20 protein-coding genes are annotated in these 22,438 nt (G+C 70.3%); 13 read left to right on the top strand and 7 right to left on the bottom strand.

Features of this window, described 5'->3' with window-relative positions; genetic code table 11:
- Nucleotides 1-26: 26 nt before the first annotated feature.
- The 5 genes from ATM97_RS12860 to ATM97_RS12880 are packed head-to-tail and all read right to left on the bottom strand — an operon-like array spanning nt 27 to nt 5,519.
- Nucleotides 27-1,304, bottom strand: a complete 1,278-nt coding sequence (locus ATM97_RS12860) for a cysteine desulfurase (RefSeq protein ID WP_218718231.1) — start codon at nt 1,302-1,304, stop codon at nt 27-29.
- Nucleotides 1,305-1,309: 5 nt separating this feature from the next.
- Complete coding sequence (sufC, locus tag ATM97_RS12865; protein ID WP_218718232.1) at nt 1,310-2,077, bottom strand: Fe-S cluster assembly ATPase SufC; 768 nt, start codon at nt 2,075-2,077, stop codon at nt 1,310-1,312.
- 36 nt (nt 2,078-2,113) lie between these two features.
- Nucleotides 2,114-3,292, bottom strand: coding sequence for a Fe-S cluster assembly protein SufD (gene sufD, locus ATM97_RS12870; protein ID WP_218718233.1), 1,179 nt, complete (start codon nt 3,290-3,292; stop codon nt 2,114-2,116).
- The gene (gene sufB, locus ATM97_RS12875; RefSeq protein WP_218718234.1) at nt 3,292-4,728 is read right to left on the bottom strand and encodes a Fe-S cluster assembly protein SufB; all 1,437 of its coding nucleotides are present in this window, start codon (nt 4,726-4,728) and stop codon (nt 3,292-3,294) included. Before sufB ends, sufD begins: the two co-directional genes overlap by 1 nt.
- Nucleotides 4,725-5,519 carry a transcriptional regulator gene (locus tag ATM97_RS12880; RefSeq protein ID WP_308248463.1) on the bottom strand — a complete coding sequence of 265 codons (795 nt, stop codon included), beginning with the start codon at nt 5,517-5,519 and terminating at the stop codon, nt 4,725-4,727. The genes sufB and ATM97_RS12880 overlap by 4 nt, the downstream gene beginning before the upstream one ends.
- 290 nt (nt 5,520-5,809) lie before the next feature.
- Between ATM97_RS12880 and ATM97_RS12885 the strand changes: the two genes are divergently transcribed.
- The 5 genes from ATM97_RS12885 to ATM97_RS12905 all read left to right on the top strand — a co-directional run bounded on the left by ATM97_RS12885 (nt 5,810) and on the right by ATM97_RS12905 (nt 11,292).
- Nucleotides 5,810-6,742 (top strand): rhomboid family intramembrane serine protease, encoded by a 933-nt coding sequence (locus ATM97_RS12885; RefSeq protein WP_218718236.1) that lies wholly within the window; start codon nt 5,810-5,812, stop codon nt 6,740-6,742.
- Between the two features lie 82 nt (nt 6,743-6,824).
- The gene (gene mptB / locus ATM97_RS12890) at nt 6,825-8,543 is read left to right on the top strand and encodes a polyprenol phosphomannose-dependent alpha 1,6 mannosyltransferase MptB (protein ID WP_218718237.1); all 1,719 of its coding nucleotides are present in this window, start codon (nt 6,825-6,827) and stop codon (nt 8,541-8,543) included.
- A complete protein-coding gene (locus ATM97_RS12895) occupies nt 8,540-9,472 on the top strand; it encodes an ABC transporter ATP-binding protein (protein ID WP_218718238.1) in 933 nt (310 codons plus the stop codon). The genes mptB and ATM97_RS12895 overlap by 4 nt, the downstream gene beginning before the upstream one ends.
- Entirely contained in the window at nt 9,469-10,251 is a 783-nt protein-coding gene (locus ATM97_RS12900) for an ABC transporter permease (protein WP_218718239.1), read from the top strand. Before ATM97_RS12895 ends, ATM97_RS12900 begins: the two co-directional genes overlap by 4 nt.
- 66 nt (nt 10,252-10,317) lie before the next feature.
- Nucleotides 10,318-11,292 (top strand): heme A synthase, encoded by a 975-nt coding sequence (locus ATM97_RS12905; protein ID WP_218718240.1) that lies wholly within the window; start codon nt 10,318-10,320, stop codon nt 11,290-11,292.
- Nucleotides 11,293-11,355: 63 nt separating this feature from the next.
- On the opposite strand, the gene ATM97_RS12910 is transcribed toward ATM97_RS12905, so the two are convergent.
- Nucleotides 11,356-11,724 (bottom strand): hypothetical protein, encoded by a 369-nt coding sequence (locus ATM97_RS12910; RefSeq protein ID WP_218718241.1) that lies wholly within the window; start codon nt 11,722-11,724, stop codon nt 11,356-11,358.
- Between the two features lie 76 nt (nt 11,725-11,800).
- Here ATM97_RS12910 and ATM97_RS12915 point away from each other — a divergent pair, with 76 nt between their 5' ends.
- Both ATM97_RS12915 and ATM97_RS35000 read left to right on the top strand, forming a co-directional pair.
- A complete protein-coding gene (locus ATM97_RS12915; RefSeq protein WP_218718242.1) occupies nt 11,801-12,766 on the top strand; it encodes a quinone oxidoreductase in 966 nt (321 codons plus the stop codon).
- Nucleotides 12,767-12,825: 59 nt separating this feature from the next.
- On the top strand, nt 12,826-13,593 hold the full coding sequence (locus tag ATM97_RS35000; RefSeq protein WP_374104854.1) for an FAD-dependent monooxygenase: 768 nt from the start codon (nt 12,826-12,828) through the stop codon (nt 13,591-13,593).
- Here the strand turns inward: ATM97_RS35000 and ATM97_RS12925 are convergent.
- On the bottom strand, nt 13,512-14,501 hold the full coding sequence (locus ATM97_RS12925) for a heme o synthase (protein ID WP_218718243.1): 990 nt from the start codon (nt 14,499-14,501) through the stop codon (nt 13,512-13,514). The genes ATM97_RS35000 and ATM97_RS12925 overlap by 82 nt on opposite strands.
- Nucleotides 14,502-14,943: 442 nt before the next feature.
- On the opposite strand from ATM97_RS12925, the gene tkt reads away from it, so the two are divergent.
- The 6 genes from tkt (at nt 14,944) to ATM97_RS12955 (ending at nt 22,357) form a co-directional block, all read left to right on the top strand.
- Nucleotides 14,944-17,085 (top strand): transketolase, encoded by a 2,142-nt coding sequence (gene tkt, locus ATM97_RS12930; protein ID WP_218718244.1) that lies wholly within the window; start codon nt 14,944-14,946, stop codon nt 17,083-17,085.
- A gap of 5 nt (nt 17,086-17,090) precedes the next feature.
- Nucleotides 17,091-18,227, top strand: coding sequence for a transaldolase (tal, locus tag ATM97_RS12935; protein ID WP_218718245.1), 1,137 nt, complete (start codon nt 17,091-17,093; stop codon nt 18,225-18,227).
- Between the two features lie 4 nt (nt 18,228-18,231).
- On the top strand, nt 18,232-19,803 hold the full coding sequence (zwf, locus tag ATM97_RS12940; protein WP_218718246.1) for a glucose-6-phosphate dehydrogenase: 1,572 nt from the start codon (nt 18,232-18,234) through the stop codon (nt 19,801-19,803).
- Nucleotides 19,800-20,708, top strand: coding sequence for a glucose-6-phosphate dehydrogenase assembly protein OpcA (opcA, locus tag ATM97_RS12945; RefSeq protein ID WP_218718247.1), 909 nt, complete (start codon nt 19,800-19,802; stop codon nt 20,706-20,708). The genes zwf and opcA overlap by 4 nt, the downstream gene beginning before the upstream one ends.
- The gene (pgl, locus tag ATM97_RS12950) at nt 20,701-21,486 is read left to right on the top strand and encodes a 6-phosphogluconolactonase (protein ID WP_218718248.1); all 786 of its coding nucleotides are present in this window, start codon (nt 20,701-20,703) and stop codon (nt 21,484-21,486) included. The genes opcA and pgl overlap by 8 nt, the downstream gene beginning before the upstream one ends.
- Nucleotides 21,487-21,598: 112 nt before the next feature.
- Nucleotides 21,599-22,357 carry a hypothetical protein gene (locus ATM97_RS12955; protein ID WP_308248464.1) on the top strand — a complete coding sequence of 253 codons (759 nt, stop codon included), beginning with the start codon at nt 21,599-21,601 and terminating at the stop codon, nt 22,355-22,357.
- Nucleotides 22,358-22,438 lie beyond the last annotated feature (81 nt).

Consider the following 22,438-nt stretch of genomic DNA (forward strand, 5'->3'; position numbering starts at 1 on the left):
GACTTATGCAACTCCACAGTGTCTGATCATCGGCCCTCGCTTGCGCTCACGCCGAAGAAGCTCTGGGCCTTCCGCACGGCCCGCACCAGCGCGTCCACCTCGTCGAGGGTGTTGTACACGGCGAACGACGCGCGCGCGGTCGCCGCGACGCCGAACTTGCGGTGCAGCGGCCAGGCACAGTGGTGCCCGACCCGGATCGCGACACCCTGGTCGTCGAGGATCTGACCCACGTCGTGGGCGTGGATACCGTCGACCACGAACGACACCGCGCCGCCGCGGTCCACGTTCTCGGTCGGCCCGATGATCCGCACGCCCTCGATCGCGCCGAGCCCGTCGAGCGCGGCGCCGGTCAGCGCGTGCTCGTGGGCGGCGATCGCGTCCATGCCGAGGTCTTCCAGGTAGCGGACCGCGGCGGCCAGCCCGACGACCTGCGAGGTCATCGGCGTGCCCGCCTCGAAGCGCTGCGGCGGCGGCGCGTAGGTGGTCCGCTCCATCGTGACGGTCTCGATCATCGACCCGCCGGTGATGTAGGGCGGAGTCTCCTCGAGCAGCGCCCGACGGCCGTACAGTCCGCCCACACCCATCGGGCCGAGCATCTTGTGGCCGGAGAACGCGGCGAAGTCCACGCCGAGCTCCCGGAAGTTCACCGCCATGTGCGGCACCGACTGGCAGGCGTCGAGCACGACCAGCGCGCCGACATCCTTGGCCCGGCGGACCAGCTCGGCCACCGGCGCGACCGCACCGGTCACGTTCGACTGGTGAGTGAACGCGAGCACCTTGGTCGCGGGCGACAGTTCGAGCGAATCCAGGTCGATGCGGCCGTCGTCGGTGATGCCGTACCACCGGAGCGTGGCGCCGGTGCGGCGCGCGAGTTCCTGCCACGGCACGAGATTCGCGTGATGCTCGAGCTCGGTGATGACGATCTCGTCGCCCGGGCCCACCTTGTAGGGGAATCGGTCGTCACCGAAAGCGTTGGCCACCAGGTTCAGCGACTCGGTCGCGTTCTTGGTGAACACGATCTCCCCGGCGTCGGCACCGACGAAGCGGGCGATGGCGACGCGGGCGTCCTCGTAGGAGTCGGTCGCCTCCTCCGCCAGCTGGTGCGCACCGCGGTGCACGGCCGAGTTACGGGTGAGCAGGAAGTCACGCTCGGCGTCCAGCACCTGCAGCGGACGCTGCGAGGTCGCCCCGGAATCCAGGTACACCAACGGTTTCCCGTCCCGGACCGTGCGGTTCAGGATCGGGAAGTCGGCCCGGATCCGGGCGACGTCGAGGGCGGGACCCGAGAGAGACACAGCGGTCATCGTCGTCAGGCTCCAGCGGTGGCGGAGGCGAAGCGCACGTAGCCGTTCGCGTCGAGTTCCTCGGCCAGCTCGGAGCCACCCTCGGCGACGATCTTGCCGTTGACGAACACGTGCACGAAGTCGGGCTTGATGTAGCGCAGGATGCGGGTGTAGTGCGTGATCAGCAGCACGCCGCCGTTCTCGCGCTCCTTGTAGCGGTTGACGCCCTCGGAGACGATGCGCAGCGCGTCGACGTCGAGGCCGGAGTCGGTCTCGTCGAGGATCGCGATCTTCGGCTTGAGCAGGCCCAGCTGCAGGACCTCGTGGCGCTTCTTCTCGCCACCGGAGAAGCCCTCGTTCACGCTGCGGTCGGCGAAGGCCGAGTCGATCTCGAGCTCCTTCATCGACTCCTTCACCTCCTTGACCCAGGTGCGCAGCTTGGGGGCCTCGCCACGGACCGCGGTCGCGGCGGTGCGCAGGAAGTTCGACATCGAGACACCGGGGACCTCGACCGGGTACTGCATGGCCAGGAACAGGCCGGCGCGAGCGCGCTCGTCGACCGACATCTCCAGCACGTCCTCACCGTCGAGGGTGATGGTGCCCTGGGTGACGGTGTATTTCGGGTGACCGGCGATCACATAGGACAGCGTCGACTTGCCCGAGCCGTTGGGGCCCATGATGGCGTGCGTCTCGCCGGACTTCACGGTCAGGTTCACGCCGTTGAGGATCTGCTTGGACTCACCCTCGGGGGTGGTGATCTCGGCGTGCAGGTCCTTGATTTCCAAGGTGGTCATCGAATTCGAATTCCTTCGTGGGGAGTATGAGGGGTGTCAGATGCCGACAGTGGCGAGCTCGGCCTCGATGGCCGCCTCCAGCCGCTCCCGGACCTCGGGGACCGTGATCTTCTGGATGATCTCGTGGAAGAAGCCACGCACCACCAGACGGCGGGCGACGTCTTCGGGAATGCCGCGCGAGCGCAGGTAGAACAGCTGCTCGTCGTCGAAACGGCCGGTGGCACTGGCGTGTCCGGCACCGGCGATCTCGCCGGTCTCGATCTCCAGGTTCGGCACCGAGTCGGCGCGCGCGCCGTCGGTGAGCACCAGGTTGCGGTTGGCCTCGTAGGTGTCGGTGCCCTCGGCGGCCGCGCGGATGAGCACGTCGCCGACCCACACGGTGCGGGCATCGCCCTTGGGGGACTTCGGATCGCCCTGCAGCGCACCCTTGTACAGCACGTTGGACTTGCAGTTGGGCTCGGCGTGGTCGACCAGCAGGCGCTGCTCGAAATGCTGGCCCGCGTCGGCGAAGTACAGGCCGAACAGCTCGGCCTCGCCGCCGGGACCGGCGTAGCGCACGGTGCCGGTGAGACGCACCAGGTCGCCACCGAGGGTGGCGGCGAAGTGGCGCACGGTGGCGTCGCGGCCCAGCTTCAGATGATGGGCGGTGGCGTGCACGGCGTCCTCGGCCCACTCCTGGACAGCGACGACGGTCAGCTTGGCGCTGTCGCCCAGCACGAATTCGACGTTCTCGGCGTAGGTTCCGCTGCCGCGCTGGTCGAGGACCACCGTGGCGACGGCGAAGTTGTCCAGGCGCACCTGCAGGTGGCCGTAGGCGGTCTTGCCCTCGCCGGGACCGGTGACGGTCACGGTGATCGGGTCGGAGACCTCGGTCTCCTGGCCGACGGTGATCACGGTCGCCGACTCGAAGCCCGAGTAGGCCTGGGCGGCGACGCGATCGGCGGGGGTACCGGCCTGGCCGAGGCGGACGTCGGTGCGGTCCACCGTCTCCACGGTGACACCGGCGACCTCGCTCACCTCGACGGTGGCCCGACCGTCGCGCACCGCGGTGCCGTCGTGCAGGCCGCGCAGCCGGCGCAGCGGGGTGAACCGCCACGCCTCGTCACGGCCCGACGGCACCTCGAACTGGTCGACGTCGAACGAGGTGAAGACCTCGCCCTTGTTGACCGCGGCACCGGCGCCCGGATTCTGAATCGGCGTCTCGAGCGACGACATCAGCCAACGGCCCCTTCCATCTGCAGCTCGATGAGCCGGTTCAGTTCCAACGCGTATTCCATCGGCAGTTCCTTGGCGATGGGCTCGACGAAGCCGCGCACCACCATCGCCATCGCCTCGTCCTCGGTCAGACCGCGGCTCATCAGGTAGAACAGCTGATCCTCGGAGACCTTGGAGACGGTCGCCTCGTGGCCCATGGTCACGTCGTCCTCGCGGATGTCGACGTAGGGGTAGGTGTCGGAGCGGCTGATCGTGTCGACCAGCAACGCGTCACACTTCACGGTCGACTTCGAGCCGTGGGCGCCCTTGTTGATCTGGACCAGACCGCGGTACGACGCGCGACCGCCGCCACGCGCCACCGACTTCGACACGATGGTCGAGGAGGTGTGCGGGGCCAGGTGCAGCATCTTGGCACCGGTGTCCTGGTGCTGGCCGACGCCGGCGAACGCGACCGAGAGCACCTCGCCGTGGGCGTGCTCGCCGGTCATCCAGACCGCCGGGTACTTCATGGTGACCTTGGAGCCGATGTTGCCGTCGACCCACTCCATGGTGGCGCCCGCCTCGGCCTTGGCCCGCTTGGTGACCAGGTTGTAGACGTTGTTCGACCAGTTCTGGATGGTCGTGTAGCGGCAGCGGCCGCCCTTCTTCACGATGATCTCGACGACCGCGGAGTGCAGCGAGTCGGACTTGTAGATCGGGGCTGTACAACCCTCGACGTAGTGGACGTAGGCGTCCTCGTCGACGATGATCAGCGTCCGCTCGAACTGGCCCATGTTCTCGGTGTTGATCCGGAAGTAGGCCTGCAGCGGGATGTCGACGTGCACGCCCGGCGGCACGTAGATGAACGAGCCACCCGACCAGACGGCGGTGTTGAGCGCGGAGAACTTGTTGTCACCGGCGGGGATCACCGAGCCGAAGTACTCCTGGAAGATCTCCGGGTGCTCCTTGAGCGCGGTGTCGGTGTCGAGGAAGATGACGCCCTGCTTCTCCAGGTCCTCGCGGATGGAGTGGTAGACGACCTCGGACTCGTACTGCGCCGCGACACCGGAGACCAGCCGCTGCTTCTCCGCCTCGGGGATGCCCAGCTTGTCGTAGGTGTTCTTGATGTCCTCGGGCAGGTCTTCCCAGCTCTCGGCCTGCTTCTCCGACGAGCGCACGAAGTACTTGATGTTGTCGAAGTCGATGCCGTCGAGGTTGGAACCCCAGTTCGGCATGGGCTTGCGATCGAAGATGCGCAGGGCCTTGAGGCGGATGTCGAGCATCCACTCCGGCTCGCTCTTCTTGGCCGAGATGTCGCGAACGACAGCCTCCGACAGGCCGCGTTGCGCGCTGGCACCGGCCACATCCGAATCGGCCCAGCCGTAACCGTAGTTGCCCAGCGAGGCGATGGTCTCGTCCTGGGTCAGCGGTTGCACCTGGTCGGTGGTCGTCGTCATTCGGCACTCCTTCCGGAGTCGTTCGTTCGTCCCGCCGCGGGCTGTGCGGCGGATGGGGTGGAAGCTGTTTTCGGGAGCGCGACCAGCGGTACGTGGGTGGTGCAGGCGCAATCGCCGTTGGCGATGGTCGCAAGTCGCTGGACGTGGGTGCCGAGCAGGTCCCGGAAAGCGTCCAGTTCGGCGTCGCACAACTGCGGGAACTCCTCGGCCACGTGGGCCACGGGGCAGTGGTGCTGGCAGATCTGCACACCGGCGCCGACCTGGCGGGTGGTGGCGGCGAAGCCGGCCTCGGCGAACGCTTCCGCGATCTCCTCGACCTTGGCCTCGATGACGGGGGCCGTGTGCTCGGCGGCCGGCTCGATGCCGTCGACGATGGTGCGGACCCGCTTGCGCGCGAACTCGGCGATGGCCGCCTCGCCGCCGATCTCACCGAGCTGGCGGATCGCCGCGCCGGCCAGATCGTCGTAGGCGTGGCCGAGATTGCCCCGGCCCGCCGCGGTCAGCTGGTACTGCTTGGCCGGGCGGCCGCGGCCCTTCTGCTGCCACGGCGCCGACCGGCTCGCCCGTGCCTGTCCGGCGTCGATGAGCGCGTCGAGATGCCTGCGCACGCCCGCGGGCGCGAGCCCGAGCGCGGCGCCGATCGCGGTCGCGGTGATCGGGCCGTCTTCGAGCAGCAACTGGACGATGGCCGCCCTGGTGTGCCCTTCCTGCGCGGTCGCCGCTGGACCGGCGGACGACCGGGCGCCGGTCGTCTTACGACCGGTCCCGTCCACGTCTGTCCGCAAACCCACGGTTTTCACAACACCAGTGTGGCGGAATTGCTTCCCTAAATCTAATAAGGGTCACCTGACAAAGGGTGCCCTGACCTGCGATGAAGATCGTCCGACACCGCAACCGCCGGGTAAAACCGCTGGTGCGGACCACGCGCACGCGCCGGACCGCGCCACCGGGGTGACCCATCGCACACGACCGACGACCGTTCCGATGCCCGCCGAATTACGCAATACCGGTGTCGCGCCCCGGCGCCCTGTCGCGCCGCGGTCGGCCCGACAGGGCGCCGGGGCCGTGGCACGATGACGAGGTGTCCAACCCGCCCGCACCGACGTGTGTCCGCCATCCCGACCGCCCCACCGGCCTCGCGTGCACCCGGTGCGGCAGGCCCGCCTGCCCCGAGTGCCTGCAGCCCGCCGCCGTCGGTCAGCACTGCGTGGACTGCGTACGCCAGGGACAACGCGACGTGCGCCAGGTGCGCACCGTCGGCGGCGGCCCGGCCGGGGCCGCCGCGGTCCCGTATGTCACCTACGGGCTGATCGCGGTCAACGTCCTCGTCTACCTCGTGACCGCCGCCCAGGCGGGCAGCCCGATGGACAACTATCGCGGCTCGGCGCTGTTCCGGGAGTTCGTGCTGGTCCCGCTGCTGGTGGCCGACGGCGAATGGTGGCGTCTGCTCGGCTCGGGCTTCCTGCACTACGGCGCGATCCACCTGCTGGTCAACATGTTCGCGCTCTATGTCGTCGGCCGTGACCTCGAGCGGGTGCTCGGCCGGGTGCGGTTCGGCTGTGTCTACCTGATCTCCCTGCTCGGCGGTTCCGCCGCGGTGATGGCCCTGTCCGACACGGTCGTCGCGACCGCGGGCGCCTCGGGTGCGGTGTACGGCCTGTTCGGCGCGGTCACCGTGACGCTGATCCGGCTGCGCCAGAGCCCGACGCCGATGCTGGTCGTGATCGGTGTCAACGTGCTGATCAGCTTCTCACTGCCCGGCATCTCGCTGTGGGGTCACCTCGGCGGACTGGCCGCGGGCACGCTGGCCGCGCTGGGCATCCTGTTCGTGCCCGAATGGCTGTCGGCGCGCTCGCCCGAGGCCGCGCGGCGGATCGGGTGGGCGTCGCTCGGTGCGGTGGCGGTGGCGTGTGTGGCCGTCATCGTGGCGGCCACGCTGACGGTGCGCAGCGACATCCCGGCCGTGCCCATCCAGGTGTCGGCCCCCGGCACCCAGGCGCCGGCGCCGCGCTAGCCGCCCCGATCCGCGCTGGTCGCCGACGCGGCCCCGACCGGAGCGCCACCGGTCGCGGCGCGTCACACTAGGCTCGCTCACCGTGGCGGTACTGGAGGGCGCGGCGCGCAAGACACTGGCGTTCGGGAGGCGAGCTCTCGGGCTCGATGTGTCGACGCCCGATCACACCGTCGCGGTGCTGCACCGCGACGAGAACGAGGTGCCCGGGCTCGATCGGCGCGAGCGCGCGCAGCTGGATCGCATCCGCCTGATGGGCGCCACCGGCGCGGTCCTCATGGCGATCGCGGCGCTGGGCATCGGCGCGCAGCCGGTCCACCAGAACCCCGTCTCCGGCATGCGGGTGCTCGGCATCTTCGCGCGAGCGCACACCGGTTCGCTGGCGATGTGCATGTTCGGCACCGTGCTGGTGATCGGGGCGTGGCTGTTGCTCGGCCGCTTCGCGGTCGGCGGCCTGGCCGGGTCGCCGGTGCACCGGCTGACCCGATCGCAGCTGGACCGCACGCTGCTGCTGTGGATCATCCCGCTCAGCGTGGCGCCGCCGATGTTCAGCAACGACGTCTATTCCTATCTGGCGCAGAGCGAGATCGCCGCGCGCGGCATCGACCCGTATCTGGAGGGTCCGGTCGCCGGTCTCGGCATCGACAACGTCCTGACCAACAATGTGCCGACCATCTGGCGCGACACCCCCGCGCCCTACGGCCCACTGTTCCTCTGGATCGGCCGCGGCATCGCGGAACTGACCGGGGACAACATCATCGCCGGGGTGTGGGTGCACCGGCTGCTCGCGCTCGCGGGCGTGGCCCTGATCGTGTGGGCGCTGCCGCGGCTGTCGGTGCGCTGCGGTGTCGCCCCGGTGAGCGCGTTGTGGCTGGGCGCGGCCAACCCGCTGGTGCTGTTCCACCTGGTCGGCGGCGTGCACAACGACGCGCTGATGCTCGGTCTGATGCTGGCGGGTGTGGAGCTGATGCTGCGCGCGATCTACGGGGAAGGCGGCACACCGGACCGGCTGACCGAGACCGGACTCGCGCCGTTCGACGCCCGCGCCTACGGACTGCTGATCGGTGGCGCGGTGGTGATCACGCTGTCGTCGTCGATCAAGTTCACCTCGATCATCGCGCTCGGCTTCGTCGGGATGGCACTCGCCCGCCGCTGGGGCGGCGATCTCAAAGCCGTCGTCAAGGCCGCGCTGCTGCTCGGCGTGATCGCCGGGGTGACAACACTGTTCGTGAGTTCGGTCAGCGGCCTGGGCTTCGGCTGGATCTTCACCCTCAACACCGCCAGCGCGGTGCGCAGCTGGATGTCGCTGCCGACCGTCATCGGCATCATCACCGGCTTCGGCGGCGTGCTGCTCGGCCTCGGTGACCACACCACCGCGCTGCTGTCGATCACCCGTCCGATCGCGGCGGCGGTCGCGGCCTACATCACGGTGCGCATGCTCGTCGCCACCGGCACCGGGCGCCTGCATCCGGTCGGCGCGCTCGGCGTCTCGCTCGGCGCGATCGTGCTGCTGTTCCCGGTGGTGCAGCCCTGGTACCTGCTGTGGGCGATCGTGCCGCTGGCCGCCTGGGCCACCCAGCCGGTGTTCCGCGTCCCCGCCGTCGCGTTCTCCGCGGTCGTCTCGATGCTGGTGATGCCGCGCGGCGCGGAGTTCCAGGTCTTCCAGATCATCGGCGCCGCACTGGCCGCCGCGGTCTGCTTCGCGTTGTTCTTCGCGCTCACCCGGCACTCCCTGCCGTGGCGGGCTCAGCCGGGGGTGTCGGCTCCGTCACAGGAGGGCACGGCTTACCGTGTGACATCGTGACAAGTCGCTCCGGACCCGCTGTTAGCGTCGACGGCGTGGTCAAGCGCTACGGCGAGACCACCGCGGTCGACGGCCTGCGGTTCGATGTCGAACAGGCCCAGGTGTTCGCGCTGCTCGGTCCCAACGGCGCGGGCAAGACCACCACCGTCGAGATGTGCGAGGGCTTCGTGCGTCCCGACGCGGGCACGGTCCGCGTCCTCGGCTTGGACCCCCTCGCCGATTCCGAGCAGCTGCGCCCGCGCATCGGCGTCATGCTCCAGGGCGGCGGCGCCTATCCGGGCGCGCGGGCGGGCGAGATGCTCGACCTGGTCGCCGCCTACTCCGCCGACCCGATCGACCCCGACTGGCTGCTGTCCACCCTCGGCCTGCAGGACAACCGGCGCACGCCCTACCGCCGCCTGTCCGGCGGCCAGCAGCAGCGGCTGGCGTTGGCCTGCGCGCTGGTCGGCAGGCCCGAGATCGTGTTCCTCGACGAGCCGACCGCCGGTCTGGACGCCCAGGCGCGCCTGATCGTGTGGGAGCTGATCGACGCCCTGCGCCGCGACGGCGTGAGCGTCGTGCTGACCACGCACATGATGGACGAGGCCGAGCAGCTCGCCGACCAGCTGGTGATCATCGACCACGGCGAGATCGTCGCCCAGGGCACGCCCGCCGAGGTCACCGCGCACGGCGCCGCCGGCCAGCTGCGCTTCTGCGCGCCACCGAAACTCGATATCGGCCTGCTGAAATCGGCTCTGCCGGAAGGCTTCTCGCCCCGGGAGACGACACCCGGCACCTACCTGGTCGAGGGCGAGATCAACCCGCAGGTGCTGGCGACCGTCACCGCCTGGTGCGCCAGGATGAACGTGCTCGCCACCGACATCCGCATCGATCAGCGCCGCCTCGAGGACGTCTTCCTCGAACTGACCGGACGGGACCTGCGCGGATGACCGAGACCACCGGCCGATTCCGGCCCGGCACCTTCGCCCCCGCCCCGCGCCCGGCCGCCCGGCGCGCGATGCTCCTCGCGCAGACCGGCCTCGAACTGAAGCTGCTGCTGCGCAACGGCGAACAGCTGCTGCTCACCATGTTCATCCCGATCACGCTGCTGATCGGCCTCACGCTGCTGCCGTTCGGCGAGCTCGGCGAGCACCGGGTCGACAAGGTGGTGCCGATGGTCATGATGACCGCGGTGATGTCGACCGCGTTCACCGGCCAGGCCATCGCCGTCGGCTTCGACCGGCGCTACGGCGCGCTCAAGCGGCTGGGCGCGACCCCGCTGCCCCGCTGGGGCGTGATCGCGGGCAAGTGCGCGGCGGTGCTGATCGTCGTGGTGTTGCAGGCGATCCTGCTCGGCGCGATCGGCGTCGCCCTGGGCTGGCGACCGGGCATCGGCGGCCTGGCGCTCGGCGCGCTGGTGATCGCGCTCGGCACCGCGACCTTCGCCGCGATGGGCCTGCTGCTGGGCGGGACGCTCAAGGCCGAGGTCGTGCTGGCGCTGGCCAACATCCTCTGGTTCATCATGCTCGGCGTCGCCAGCCTGGTGCTCGTCGGCGACTCGCTGCCCGATGTGCTCACGGTGCTCGTGCGGTTGGTGCCCTCCGGCGCGCTGGCGTTCGCGCTGGAGTCGGCGCTGACGGGCGTGGTCGACTGGTTCGGAGTCGCGGTGCTCGCCGTGTGGGGCGTGGTGTGCGGCTGGCTCGCGACCCGCCTGTTCCGGTTCAGCTGAGTGATCAACGACGCACTGTAGTAGCCCTGGTATCGGTCGGGATTTCGCGGCCAGTACCATCGTGACGTGCTGTATCGCGCCTTCGTTGGCCTCGTCGACCGGCTGCCGCTCCCCTCGCTGCGGGTGCAGCGGCTCATCGCGCTCGCGGTGATCCTCAGTCAGGCCGGAATCTCGGTGACCGGCGCCGTCGTGCGCGTCACCGCCTCGGGCCTGGGCTGCCCGACCTGGCCGCAGTGCTTCCCCGGCAGCTTCACCCCGGTGGGGGTGTCGGAGGTGCCGGTCCTGCACCAGACCGTCGAGTTCGGCAACCGGATGCTCACCTTCGCGGTGACGCTGTGCGCCGCGCTGATCGTGCTCGCTGTGGTCAGGGCGCGGCGGCGGCGCGAGGTTCTCGTCTACGCGTGGCTGATGCCCGGTGGCACCGTCGTGCAGGCGATCATCGGCGGGATCACCGTGCGGACCGGCCTGCTGTGGTGGACCGTGGCCGTGCACCTGCTGGCCTCGATGGTGATGGTGTGGCTGGCGGTGGTGCTGTACGCCAAGATCGGCCAGCCCGACGACGGCATCGACACCGTCCAGGTCCCCACTCCCCTGCGCTGGCTCACCGCGCTGAGCGGCGTCGCCCTCGCCGGCGTGCTGATCGCGGGCACCCTGGTCACCGCGGCGGGCCCGCACGCGGGTGACAAGAGCATCGAGCGGCCGGTCGCCCGGCTCGAAGTCGAGATCGTCACGCTGGTGCACCTGCACTCGCAGCTGCTCGTCGGCTATCTGGCGCTGCTGATCGGCCTGGCCTTCGGCCTGTTCGCCGTCGGCATCACCCCGGCGATCCGCACCCGCCTGTACGTGCTGCTCGGCCTGGTGCTGTCGCAGTCCCTCGTCGGCATCGTCCAGTACTTCACCGACGTTCCCGCCGCGCTGGTCGCCCTCCACGTCGGTGGCGCGGCCGCGTGCACCGCGGCCACCGCCGCGCTGTGGGCCGCGCTGCGAATCCGCGAGACGGTGGACGCACCCGCCGCGGTGTCCCCGGCCGCCGCGCACTGACCTCCCACGACGACGACAGCCCGCGATCCGAGGATCGCGGGCTGTCGTGCGTTCGTGCCGGGCTCAGGCGCCGGCGAACAGCTTCCAGTTGCGCGCCTTGGGGAACTTGGTCTGATGGGCGACCCAGCCCGCCATCTTCTTCCAGTGCGACGCGGTCGGCGTCACCACGGAGACCAGCTCGCGGTTCCACTCGTCGGTCGCGGTGAGCCCGTCGACCCGCTCGACGAGGGCCTTCGCGGTCGCCAGGTCGGCCACCACCCGGTCACCGAGGATGCCGTCGGCGCCGACCAGCGTGATGCGCACGCCCTGCTCGCCGAGGTACTGCAGCACGGCCGTGCCCGAACCGCCGTGCTCGGCGACGAACTCGGCCACGGACTTCTCGACCTCGGCAGGCACCTTCACGGCGACCGGGGCGGCGGTGGTAGCACTCATGGCCGAGAGTTTACCGGCCGGTAGTCGCGAGTCCACCCCCGAGTGGCGTCGAACACGGGGTGTACAAAGGAGACTCATGCGCGCGATTCAGGTTTCCGAGCACGGTGGTCCCGAGGTCCTGCGGTACGTCGAGGTGGCTGATCCGCAGATCGGGCCCGGTCAGCTGCTGGTCGACACCCGGGGTGTCGGCGTCAACTACATCGACATCTACTTCCGCACCGGCCAGTACCCGCAGGCCACGCCCTATATCCCGGGCTCGGAGGGCACCGGGGTCGTGGCGGCGGTCGGCGCGGAGGTCACCGAGTTCGCGGTGGGCGACCGGGTCGCCTGGGCCGCGGCGCCGGGCAGCTACGCGGACCGGGTCGCCGTCGACGCGGCGGTGGCGGTGCGGGTACCCGACGGCGTCGACACGACCGTGGCGGCCGCCGCGCTGCTGCAGGGCATGACCGCCCACTACCTGGTGGAATCGGTGTTCCGGCCCGAGCCGGGCGACCCGGTGCTGATCCACGCGGGCGCGGGCGGGGTCGGCCTGCTGCTCACCCAGATGGCCGCCGCCAAGGGCGCGCGGGTGATCACCACCGTCTCCACCGACGACAAGGAGAAGCTGTCCCGCGAGGCGGGTGCCGCCGAGGTCCTGCGCTACGGCGACGACCTGGCCGCGCGGGTCCGCGAACTCACCGACGGCGAGGGCGTCGCCGCGGTCTACGACGGCGTCGGCGCGAGCACGTTCGAAGCCGGCCTCGCATCGCTGCGGGTACGGGGCACGCTGGCCCTGTTCGGCGCGGCCAGCGGCGCGGTCCCGCCGTTCGACCCGCAGCGCCTCAATCCCGCCGGTTCCCTGTGGCTGACCCGTCCGTCCCTGGGCGCTTACACCCGTACCCGCACCGAATTGCTGTGGCGCGCTACGGATGTCTTCGACGCCATCGCGGCGGGCACGCTGACCTTCCGCATCGGCGCGACCTACCCCCTCGCGGACGCGGCCCAGGCCCATCGGGATCTCGCCGCCCGCAAGACCACGGGTTCGCTGGTCCTGCTGCCCTAGGCACACGGCCCAGGAGCTGGCCGACCGGAACGCGCCCGCGCTGAGCCTGACCCTGACCGATCTGTCCTGGGTCACGGTGTGGCGCACCGACATCCGCCTCGCCGCGCGGTTGCGCGACGGCCGGATCCTGCTCGTGGGCGGCGCCGCCCACGTCCCCGCCGACCGGCGGCCTAGGCCTCGATACCGGGGTCCAGGACGCCGACAACCTCGGCTGGAAACTGGCGGCGGCGCTGGCGGGCGACCCGGCCCCGCTCGACACCTACGAGCCGGAACGCCGCACCGTCGCGGCCCGGGTCCGCGGCCTGAGCACCGAGCTGCTGGACAAGCTGGTCGACGGCGACGAGGACGCGACGCGCCGCGGCCCCGAGACCCGCCAGCTCGGCATCTCCTACCGCTCCCCCACCGACCGGGGTCCGCTCGTCGCAGGCGATCGCGCGCCGGACGCACCGCTCGCGGACGCCACGGGCACGAAGATTCGGCTCTTCGACCTCTTCCGCGGCCCGCACGCCACGCTGCTGCGTTTCGCGCCGACGACCGAGGCCGCGGGCACACCGCCGCCGTCCGGGCTCGCGGCGAACAGCGCCTCCCTCGGCACGTGCCCCGTGCGCACGGTCGAGATCCGCCCCCTGCACGTCGGTGCTGATCCGCCCGGACGGACATCTCGCCCGCCGCTGGTGAGCCCGAGGTGGACCGACAACGACGGCGGCCGGGCAGTCACTGCCCGGCCGCCGTTGGTCCGAGAGAGCTACAGCCCGATGAACGAGCCCACCGTGTCCCAGCCGAGCACCGAGTCCACGGCCAGACCACAGAACACCACGGCCAGATAGTTGTTCGACTGCAGGAACAGCCGCAGCGGCTTCACCGACTCGCCGCGGCGCACCCCGGCGTAGAGCTGGTGCGCCATCAGCAGGAACCAAGCGCCCGCGACCAGCGCGACGGCGGCGTAGATGACACCGGTCGCCGGGACCAGGGCGAGCGTGGCCAGCACGGTCAGCCAGGTGTAGATGACGATCTGCTTGGTGACGACCTGCTCGGTCGCGACCACCGGCAGCATCGGCACGCCCGCCGCGCGGTAGTCCTCCTTGTAGCGCATCGCCAGCGCCCAGGTGTGCGGCGGCGTCCAGAAGAAGATGACGGCGAACAGCACGATCGCGGGCCAGCCGATGGTGCCCGTGACCGCGGACCAGCCGACCAGCGCGGGCATGCAGCCCGCGGCGCCGCCCCACACCACGTTCTGCGAGGTCCGGCGCTTGAGGCCCTTGGTGTAGACGAAGACGTAGAACAGGATCGTCGCGACGACCAGTACGCCGCTGAGCAGGTTGGCCTGCCACCACAGCCACGCAAACGAGATCGCGCCCAGGGCCACACCGAAGACGAGCGCGTGCCTGGTCGGCACCGCGTCGCGGGCCAGCGGGCGCCGCGCGGTCCGCTTCATCACCTTGTCGATGTCGGCGTCGGCGACGCAGTTGAGGGTGTTGGCGCTGGCCGCGCCCATCCAGCCACCGAACAGGGTGACCAGGATCAGCCGGATGTCGACGGTGCCGCGATCGGCCAGCAGCATGGTCGGGATGGTGGCGACCAGCAACAGCTCGATGACGCGCGGCTTGGTGAGCGCGATGTAGGCCAGCGGCTTGCGCAGTACCTTGGAGACGAGACCGTCTCCGGTGAGGCGATCGGCCAGTGCCGTCGAGGAATTGTGCGCACCGCTACTACCCGGCTGGGGATCGATCCGCACTGTTTCTCCTCGCACGCTGTGCTTCGCATCCGGCATTGGAACGAGCAGCGCGCGGCTGCGGCGCGGCCACTACTACAGACGATGGTAGACCCACGCCGGTGCCGCTCCACGCCAGGGCCCCGCCACCGTGGGCGCGGTCACTGCGCCGTCGATGGCCTCGCGGCGGCCCCACCCGGTGGTGAACCGGCATCGACATGCAGGTGAACGGCACCGCGGACACGCCACCGTCCGGCGCGCCGATCGATGCCGCCCACACCGGGAGACGACGCCCGGGTCGGCACTAGACTCACAACCAGGGTTCGCGCCGGTCCCACCGAGCACCACCACTAGGGTATGGATGTACATCGGTACGCACCCCCGGCCGCGTGCGATCCGCATCAGACACCCATCGCCGCTGCCATGTATCGCCGTCGACGAAACCTAGGTCAGGAGAACCACGGTCGTGTCAGTCACAGACGACATTCGCGCCCTCACTCAGCGGAACTACCCCAGCGACTGGACGGACCTCGACACCAAGGCCGTCGACACCGCCCGCGTGCTCGCCGCCGACGCGGTGCAGAAGGCGGGCAACGGGCACCCCGGTACCGCGATGAGTCTCGCGCCGGTCGCCTACACGCTCTTCCAGCGCACCATGCGCCACGACCCGGCCGAGCCGCGCTGGGTGGGCCGCGACCGGTTCGTGCTCTCCTGTGGGCATTCCAGCCTCACCCTCTACGTGCAGCTGTACCTGGCCGGTTTCGGCCTGGAGCTGACCGACCTCGAGAACCTGCGCCAGTGGGGCTCGCTGACCCCGGGCCACCCCGAGTTCCGCCACACCGACGGCGTCGAGATCACCACCGGCCCGCTGGGGCAGGGTCTGGCCTCCGCGGTCGGCATGGCGATGGCCGCCCGCCGTGAGCGTGGCCTGTTCGATCCCGAGGCCGCGCCGGGCACCAGCCCGTTCGACCACTTCATCTACACCATCGCCTCCGACGGCGACCTGCAGGAGGGCGTCACCGCCGAGGCCTCCTCGATCGCGGGCACCCAGCAGCTGGGCAACCTCGTGGTGATCTACGACGACAACGAGATCTCCATCGAGGACGACACCGACATCGCCTTCACCGAGGACGTCGCCAAGCGCTACGAGGCCTACGGCTGGCACGTGCAGATCGTCGAGGGCGGCGAGGACGTCGTGGCGATCGAGGCGGCCATCGCGGCGGCCAAGGCCGAGACCGGCAAGCCGTCGATCATCATCCTGCGCACCATCATCGGCTTCCCCGCGCCGAACAAGATGAACACCGGTGGCGTGCACGGCGCGGCGCTGGGCCCCGACGAGGTCGCCGCCGTGAAGAAGGCGCTCGGCTTCGATCCCGAGAAGTCCTTCGACGTCGACCCGGCCGTCATCGAGCACACCCGTGCGGCCCTCGGCCGCGGCGCCGAGGCGAAGGCGAAGTGGCAGCAGAGCTTCGACGCGTGGGCCGAGGCCAACCCGTCGAACAAGTCGCTGTTCGACCGCCTGCAGGCCCGTGCGCTGCCCCAGGGCTGGGTCGAGGCGCTGCCGACCTTCGAGACCGACCCGAAGGGCATGGCCACCCGCAAGGCGTCGGGCAAGTTCCTCGCCGCCGTCGCCGACGAGCTGCCGGAGCTGTGGGGCGGTTCGGCCGACCTGGCCGAGTCCAACAACACCACCATGCCCAACCAGCCGAGCTTCGGCCCGGAGTCGATCTCGACCGGCATGTGGAAGGCGCAGCCCTACGGCCGCACCCTGCACTTCGGTATCCGTGAGCACGCGATGGGCTCGATCCTCAACGGCATCGCGCTGCACGGCCCGACCCGCCCCTACGGCGGCACCTTCCTGGTGTTCTCCGACTACATGCGCCCGGCCGTGCGCCTGGCCGCGCTGATGCGGGTGCCCGCCATCTACGTCTGGACCCACGACTCCATCGGTCTCGGCGAGGACGGCCCCACCCACCAGCCGATCGAACACCTGGCCGCGCTGCGCGCGATTCCCGGCCTCAACGTGGTCCGGCCCGGCGACGCCAACGAGACCGTGCACGCCTGGCGCACCATCCTCGAGCGCGACTCCGACGAGCACACCTCGCACTTCGCGACCTACGACGCGCCGCACCAGGACGGCCCGTCCGCGCTGGCGCTGACCCGTCAGGACGTCCCGACCCTGGCCGGCACCAGCTACGAGGGTGTCAAGAAGGGCGGCTACATCCTGGCCGAGGCCTCCACCGGCACCCCGCAGGTCATCCTGATCGGCACCGGTTCCGAGCTCCAGCTCGCCGTCGCCGCGCGCACTACGCTGGAGGAGCAGGGCATCCCGACCCGTGTGGTCTCGATGCCGTGCGTGGAATGGTTCGACGCGCAGGAGCAGGGGTACCGCGACGAGGTGCTGCCGCCCTCGGTGCGCGCCCGGGTGGCCGTCGAGGCCGGTATCGCGATGCCGTGGCACCGGTTCGTCGGCGACGCGGGTGAGGTCGTCGGGATCGAGCACTTCGGCGCCTCCGCCAACTTCAAGAAGCTGTACTCCGAGTTCGGTATCACCGCCGATGCCGTCGTCGCCGCCGCACTGCGTTCGACCGACAAGGTGAAGGGGTAAAACCAATGGCACAGAACGAGAATCTCGCCGCGCTCTCGGCCGCGGGGGTCTCGGTGTGGCTCGACGACCTGTCCCGTGATCGGATCAAGTCCGGCAATCTCGCCGACCTGATCGCGACCCGCAGCGTCGTCGGTGTCACCACGAACCCGAGCATCTTCCAGGCCGCGCTGAGCCAGGGCCACGACTACGACGGTCAGCTGAAAGAGCTGGCCGCTCAGGGCGCCGACGCCGACGCCGCGATCCGCACCATGACCACCGACGACGTGCGCGCCGCCTGCGACGTGCTCGCCCCGGTGTTCGAGGCCAGCAACGGTGTCGACGGTCGGGTGTCGATCGAGGTCGACCCGCGCTTCGCCTTCGACGCGGACAAGACCGTCGCCCAGGCCATCGAGCTGTGGAAGATCGTCGACCGCAAGAACCTGTTCATCAAGATCCCGGCCACCGAGGCGGGCCTGCCCGCCATCACCGCGGTGATCGGCGAGGGCATCAGCGTCAACGTGACGCTGATCTTCTCGGTGCCGCGCTACCGCGCGGTGATGGGCGCCTACCTCGACGGCCTGCGCAACGCCAAGATCGGCGGCCACGACCTGGCCAAGATCCATTCCGTCGCTTCGTTCTTCGTCTCGCGCGTGGACACCGAGATCGACAAGCGGCTGGAGGCCATCGGCACCCCCGAGGCCCTGGCGCTGCGCGGCAAGGCCGGCGTCGCGAACGCCCGGCTCGCCTACGCCGAGTACCAGGACGTGTTCGACGGTGGGGCGCACACCTCCACCTACAACCACCTGGCCGCCCAGGGCGCCAACCGGCAGCGGCCGCTGTGGGCTTCGACCGGCGTGAAGAACCCGGACTACTCGGACACCCTCTACGTCACCGAGCTGGTCGGCCCGAACACCGTGAACACGCTGCCGGAGAAGACGTTGCAGGCCTTCGCCGATCACGGCGAGGTGCGCGGCGACACCCTCAGCGGTCTGGCCGTGGCGGCCGCGCAGGTCTTCGCCGACCTGAGCGCGGTCGGCATCGACCTCGACGACGTGTTCGCCCTGCTCGAGCGCGAGGGCGTCGACAAGTTCGAGGCGGCCTGGAACGAACTGCTGGAAGCCACCACCGGCGAGCTGAACTCCGCGGCGGCGGGGGGCAACTGACCCGATGGCCGGCACAGCATCGACGGATCAGGCGGGGCTGTGGCATAACCCGCTGCGCGACGAACGAGACAAACGGGTTCCCTTCATCGCGGGCCCCTGCTGCATGGTGATCTTCGGTGTCACCGGAGATCTGTCCCGCAAGAAGCTGATGCCGGCCATCTACGACCTCGCGAACCAGGGCCTGTTGCCGCCCGGGTTCGCCCTGGTCGGCTTCGCCCGGCGCGACTACGCCGACGAAGACTTCGCCGCCGTCGTCCTCGACGCGGTGAAACAGCACGCGCGCACCCCCTTCCGCCAGGAGGTCTGGGACCACCTGGCGGAGGGGCTGCGGTTCGTCCAGGGCAGTTTCGACGACGACGCCGCCTTCGCGACGCTCGCCGACACCCTGCGCACCCTGGACGCCACCCGCGGCACCGGCGGCAACTACGCCTTCTACCTGTCGATCCCACCGAACATGTTCCCGGTGGTGCTCGACCAGCTCTCCGAGCACAAGCTCGCCCAGCCCGCCGGCACCGACGCCGACGGCTACCTGCCGTGGCGCCGGGTGGTGATCGAGAAGCCCTTCGGCCACGACCTGGCCAGCGCCAAGGAACTCAACGCGCTGGTCAACCGGGTGTTCCCGGAGGAGCAGGTCTTCCGCATCGACCACTATCTCGGCAAGGAGACGGTGCAGAACATCCTGGCGCTGCGCTTCGCCAACGAATTGTTCGAGCCGCTCTGGAACGCCAACTACGTCGACAGCGTGCAGATCACCATGGCCGAGGACATCGGCCTGGGTGGACGCGCCGGGTACTACGACGGCATCGGCGCCGCCCGTGACGTCATCCAGAACCATCTGCTGCAGCTGCTGGCGCTCACCGCGATGGAGGAACCCACCTCCTTCGAGCCCCAGCAGCTGACCACCGAGAAGATCAAGGCGCTCTCGGCCACCAAACTCGTCGAGCCGCTGGATGAGACGACCGCGCGCGGCCAGTACACCGAGGGGTGGCAGGGCAGCGAGCACGTGGTCGGCCTGCACGAGGAGGAGGGTTTCGATCCGCAGTCGCGGACCGAGACCTACGCCGCGATCACCCTGCACGTGGAGAACCGCCGCTGGGCCGGTGTCCCGTTCTATCTGCGCACCGGAAAACGCCTGGGCCGCAGGGTCACCGAGATCGCGGTGATCTTCAAGCGCGCCCCGCACCTGCCCTTCGACCAGACGATGACCGAGGAGCTCGGCCAGAACGCGCTGGTCATCCGGGTGCAGCCGGACGAGGGCATCACCCTGCGCTTCGGTTCCAAGGTGCCGGGCTCGGGCATGGAAGTGCGCGACGTGAACATGGACTTCAGCTACGGCGAGGCGTTCACCGAATCCTCCCCCGAGGCCTACGAGCGGCTGATCCTGGACGTGCTGCTCGGTGTGCCCTCGCTGTTCCCGGTCAACGCGGAGGTCGAATTGTCCTGGCGCATCCTCGATCCGGTGCTCGCGCACTGGGCCGCCGAGGGCAAGCCCGAACCCTACGAGGCCGGCACCTGGGGTCCGGTCTCGGCCGAGGAGATGCTCGCGCGCAGCGGGCGGGAGTGGCGGCGCCCGTGATCGTCGACATGCCCGACACCACCACGGTCGATGTGGCCAAGAAGATGGTGCAGCTGCGCGAGACCAACGGCGTCATCACCCAGGGCCGGGTGCTCACCCTGGTGGTCTGCACCCTGGACTCCTCCGAGGCCGAGGACGCGATCGACGCCGCCAACGACGCCAGCCGCGAGCACCCCTGCCGGGTGATCGTGCTGGCCCGCGGTGACCGCGACGCCGACACCCGCCTCGACGCCCAGATCCGGGTCGGCGGCGACGCCGGCGCGGCCGAGGTGATCGTGCTGCGGCTGCAGGGTCCGCTGGTGAACCACGAGAGCAGCGTCGTCACCCCGTTCCTGCTGCCCGACACCCCGGTGGTGGCGTGGTGGCCGCGCGGCGCGCCGGAGTTCCCGTCGATGGACTCGGTGGGCAAGCTGGCCAAGCGCCGGATCACCGACGCCACCTTCGCGCCCGATCCGCAGGCCGCGATCAAGAAGCGCCGCTACTCCTACGCGGTGGGCGACACCGATCTGGCGTGGAGCCGGATCACCTACTGGCGGGCGCTGCTGGCCGCCGCGCTCGACGAGCCGCCGTTCGAACCGGTCACCTCGGTGACCGTGTCGGGCCTGGCCAGTGAGCCCGCGCTGGACACCCTGGCGGGCTGGCTGGCCGCGCGACTGAACTGTCCCGTCGTCCGCAAGACGGGTGAGCTGCGGGTGGAACTGCACCGCGGCACGGATTCGATCGCCATCAGCCGACCGCAACTAGGAAGGACCGCCACGCTGACCCGCACCGGTGAACCCGACCAGCGCATCGCGCTGGCGCGCCGGGAAACTCGCGACTGCCTCGCCGAGGAACTGCGCCGGCTCGACGCCGACGAGATCTACGCCGAGGCGCTCGCCGGAATCGAGAAGGTGACCTATGAGTGACCACATCGACGTGCACGACGAGCTCGGCGCCGAATTCCCCGCCAACACCATCGAAGTCCACGACGACCCCGACGGTCTGGCCGATGCCGCGGCCGAGCGCTTCGTCGACGTGATCGTCGCCGCCCAGGCCGAGCGCGGCACCGCCTCGGTGGCGCTCACCGGCGGCAGCGACGGCATCCGGCTGCTGGAGCGGGTCCGGCAGAACCCGGGCGACATCGACTGGTCGGCCCTCTACGTCTACTGGGGCGACGAGCGTTTCGTGCCCGACGGCGACCCGGACCGCAACGAGCTGCAGGCCAGGCAGGCGCTGCTCGACTTCGTCCCGCTGAACCCCGCGCACGTGTTCCCGATCGCCCCGTCCGACGGGACCTACGGCTCCCCGGAGGCCGCGGCGGCCGCGTACGCGCAGATCGTGCACACCGAGCTCGACGAGCGCGGCGAGTTCGACCTGACCGTGCTCGGCATGGGTCCCGAGGGGCACATCAACTCGCTGTTCCCGCATTCCCCGGCGATCAGGGAGACCACGGATTACGTTGTGGCGGTTCACGACTGCCCGAAGCCGCCGCCCACCCGGGTCTCGCTGACGTTGCCGGCGATCCATCGCTCCCGCCACGTCATGCTGGTGGTCAGCGGGGTCGGTAAGGCGGCCGCAGTCGCCGCCGCCGTCAACGGGGCCTCCCCCGACGACGTCCCGTCGGCCGGCGCGGTCGGCATCGAATCGACCACCTGGGTCGTCGACGAGGCCGCCGCCGCCGACCTGCTCCTCGACGAGGAGTAATCGCGTCGCCGAAGGGCCGGGTCCCGCTGGGCCCGGCCCTTTCGCGTGCGCACCCTGCCTGCCGGCGCCGACGACACATCGATATCGTCGGGGGTGTTCCACGGCCGAAAGGGTGACCATCAGCATGATCCAGACCGAGACGGTGACGATTCCGGCCCATGTGCACGGCTATCCGCAGGTGGCGTTCGGCGGTTACGTCGCCGGACTGCTGGCCCGCCGCTCCGGCGCCGAGACCGTGCGCGTCGATTTCCGCCGCGCGGTCCCGATCGAGACGCCGATCGCCCTGCCCACCGCCGAACCGGGACACGCGATCCTGACCGACGCCGCCGGTGCCGTCCTGGCTCAGGCCGCTCCCGCCACTCTCGACATCACCGCGCCGCCCGGCCCGTCCTGGTCGGCGGCCAAGCGCGCGGCCGACGCCGCGCTCGCGAGCCCGCACCGCCCGGTCACCGACTGCTTCGGCTGTGGTGTGGAGTGCTCCCCCGGCCACGGTCTGCGTCTGTTCCCCTGGCCGGTCCCGGACCGGCCGATGGTCGCCGCCGCGTGGACACCCGACCTGAGCCTCGCCGACGACTCCGGCGAACTGCCACCGGAGATCGTCTGGTCCGCTCTCGACTGCCCCGGCGGCATCGCCGCCTGGACGTTCCAGAAGATGGCCCGCGGCGCGGTCACCGCGGCCCTCACCGCCACCCGATTCCGGCCGGTCCCGGCGGGGGCGGAGTACACCACCCACGCCTGGGCGATCCGCAGCGAGGGCCGCAAACACACGGTGGGCGTTGCCCTTTCCACCCGCGACGGCGACCTCTGCGCCCTCGCGGAGGCCCTGTGGGTCGTCCCCCGCGAGCAGACACCGCCGCCTGCCGAGCAGTAGCGCCCGCTCAGGCGGCCCGATCGCCGAGCCGAGCCCGTTCGACGACACCGACGGCAGGTGCTGGTGCCGCGACCACGACAT

It is taken from the genome of Nocardia sp. MH4, from assembly GCF_019266065.1.
GTDB classification, from domain to species: Bacteria; Actinomycetota; Actinomycetes; order Mycobacteriales; family Mycobacteriaceae; genus Nocardia; species Nocardia canadensis.

Excerpts from the sequence above, each read along its gene's own strand:
- ATM97_RS12860 (WP_218718231.1), bottom strand. The coding sequence starts at position 1,304 with ATGACCGCTGTGTCTCTCTCGGGTCCCGCCCTCGACGTCGCCCGGATC.
- sufC (WP_218718232.1), bottom strand. The coding sequence starts at position 2,077 with ATGACCACCTTGGAAATCAAGGACCTGCACGCCGAGATCACCACCCCC.
- sufD (WP_218718233.1), bottom strand. The coding sequence starts at position 3,292 with ATGTCGTCGCTCGAGACGCCGATTCAGAATCCGGGCGCCGGTGCCGCG.
- sufB (WP_218718234.1), bottom strand. The coding sequence starts at position 4,728 with ATGACGACGACCACCGACCAGGTGCAACCGCTGACCCAGGACGAGACC.
- ATM97_RS12900 (WP_218718239.1), top strand. The coding sequence starts at position 9,469 with ATGACCGAGACCACCGGCCGATTCCGGCCCGGCACCTTCGCCCCCGCC.
- ATM97_RS12910 (WP_218718241.1), bottom strand. The coding sequence starts at position 11,724 with ATGAGTGCTACCACCGCCGCCCCGGTCGCCGTGAAGGTGCCTGCCGAG.
- ATM97_RS12915 (WP_218718242.1), top strand. The coding sequence starts at position 11,801 with ATGCGCGCGATTCAGGTTTCCGAGCACGGTGGTCCCGAGGTCCTGCGG.
- tal (WP_218718245.1), top strand. The coding sequence starts at position 17,091 with ATGGCACAGAACGAGAATCTCGCCGCGCTCTCGGCCGCGGGGGTCTCG.
- zwf (WP_218718246.1), top strand. The coding sequence starts at position 18,232 with ATGGCCGGCACAGCATCGACGGATCAGGCGGGGCTGTGGCATAACCCG.
- pgl (WP_218718248.1), top strand. The coding sequence starts at position 20,701 with ATGAGTGACCACATCGACGTGCACGACGAGCTCGGCGCCGAATTCCCC.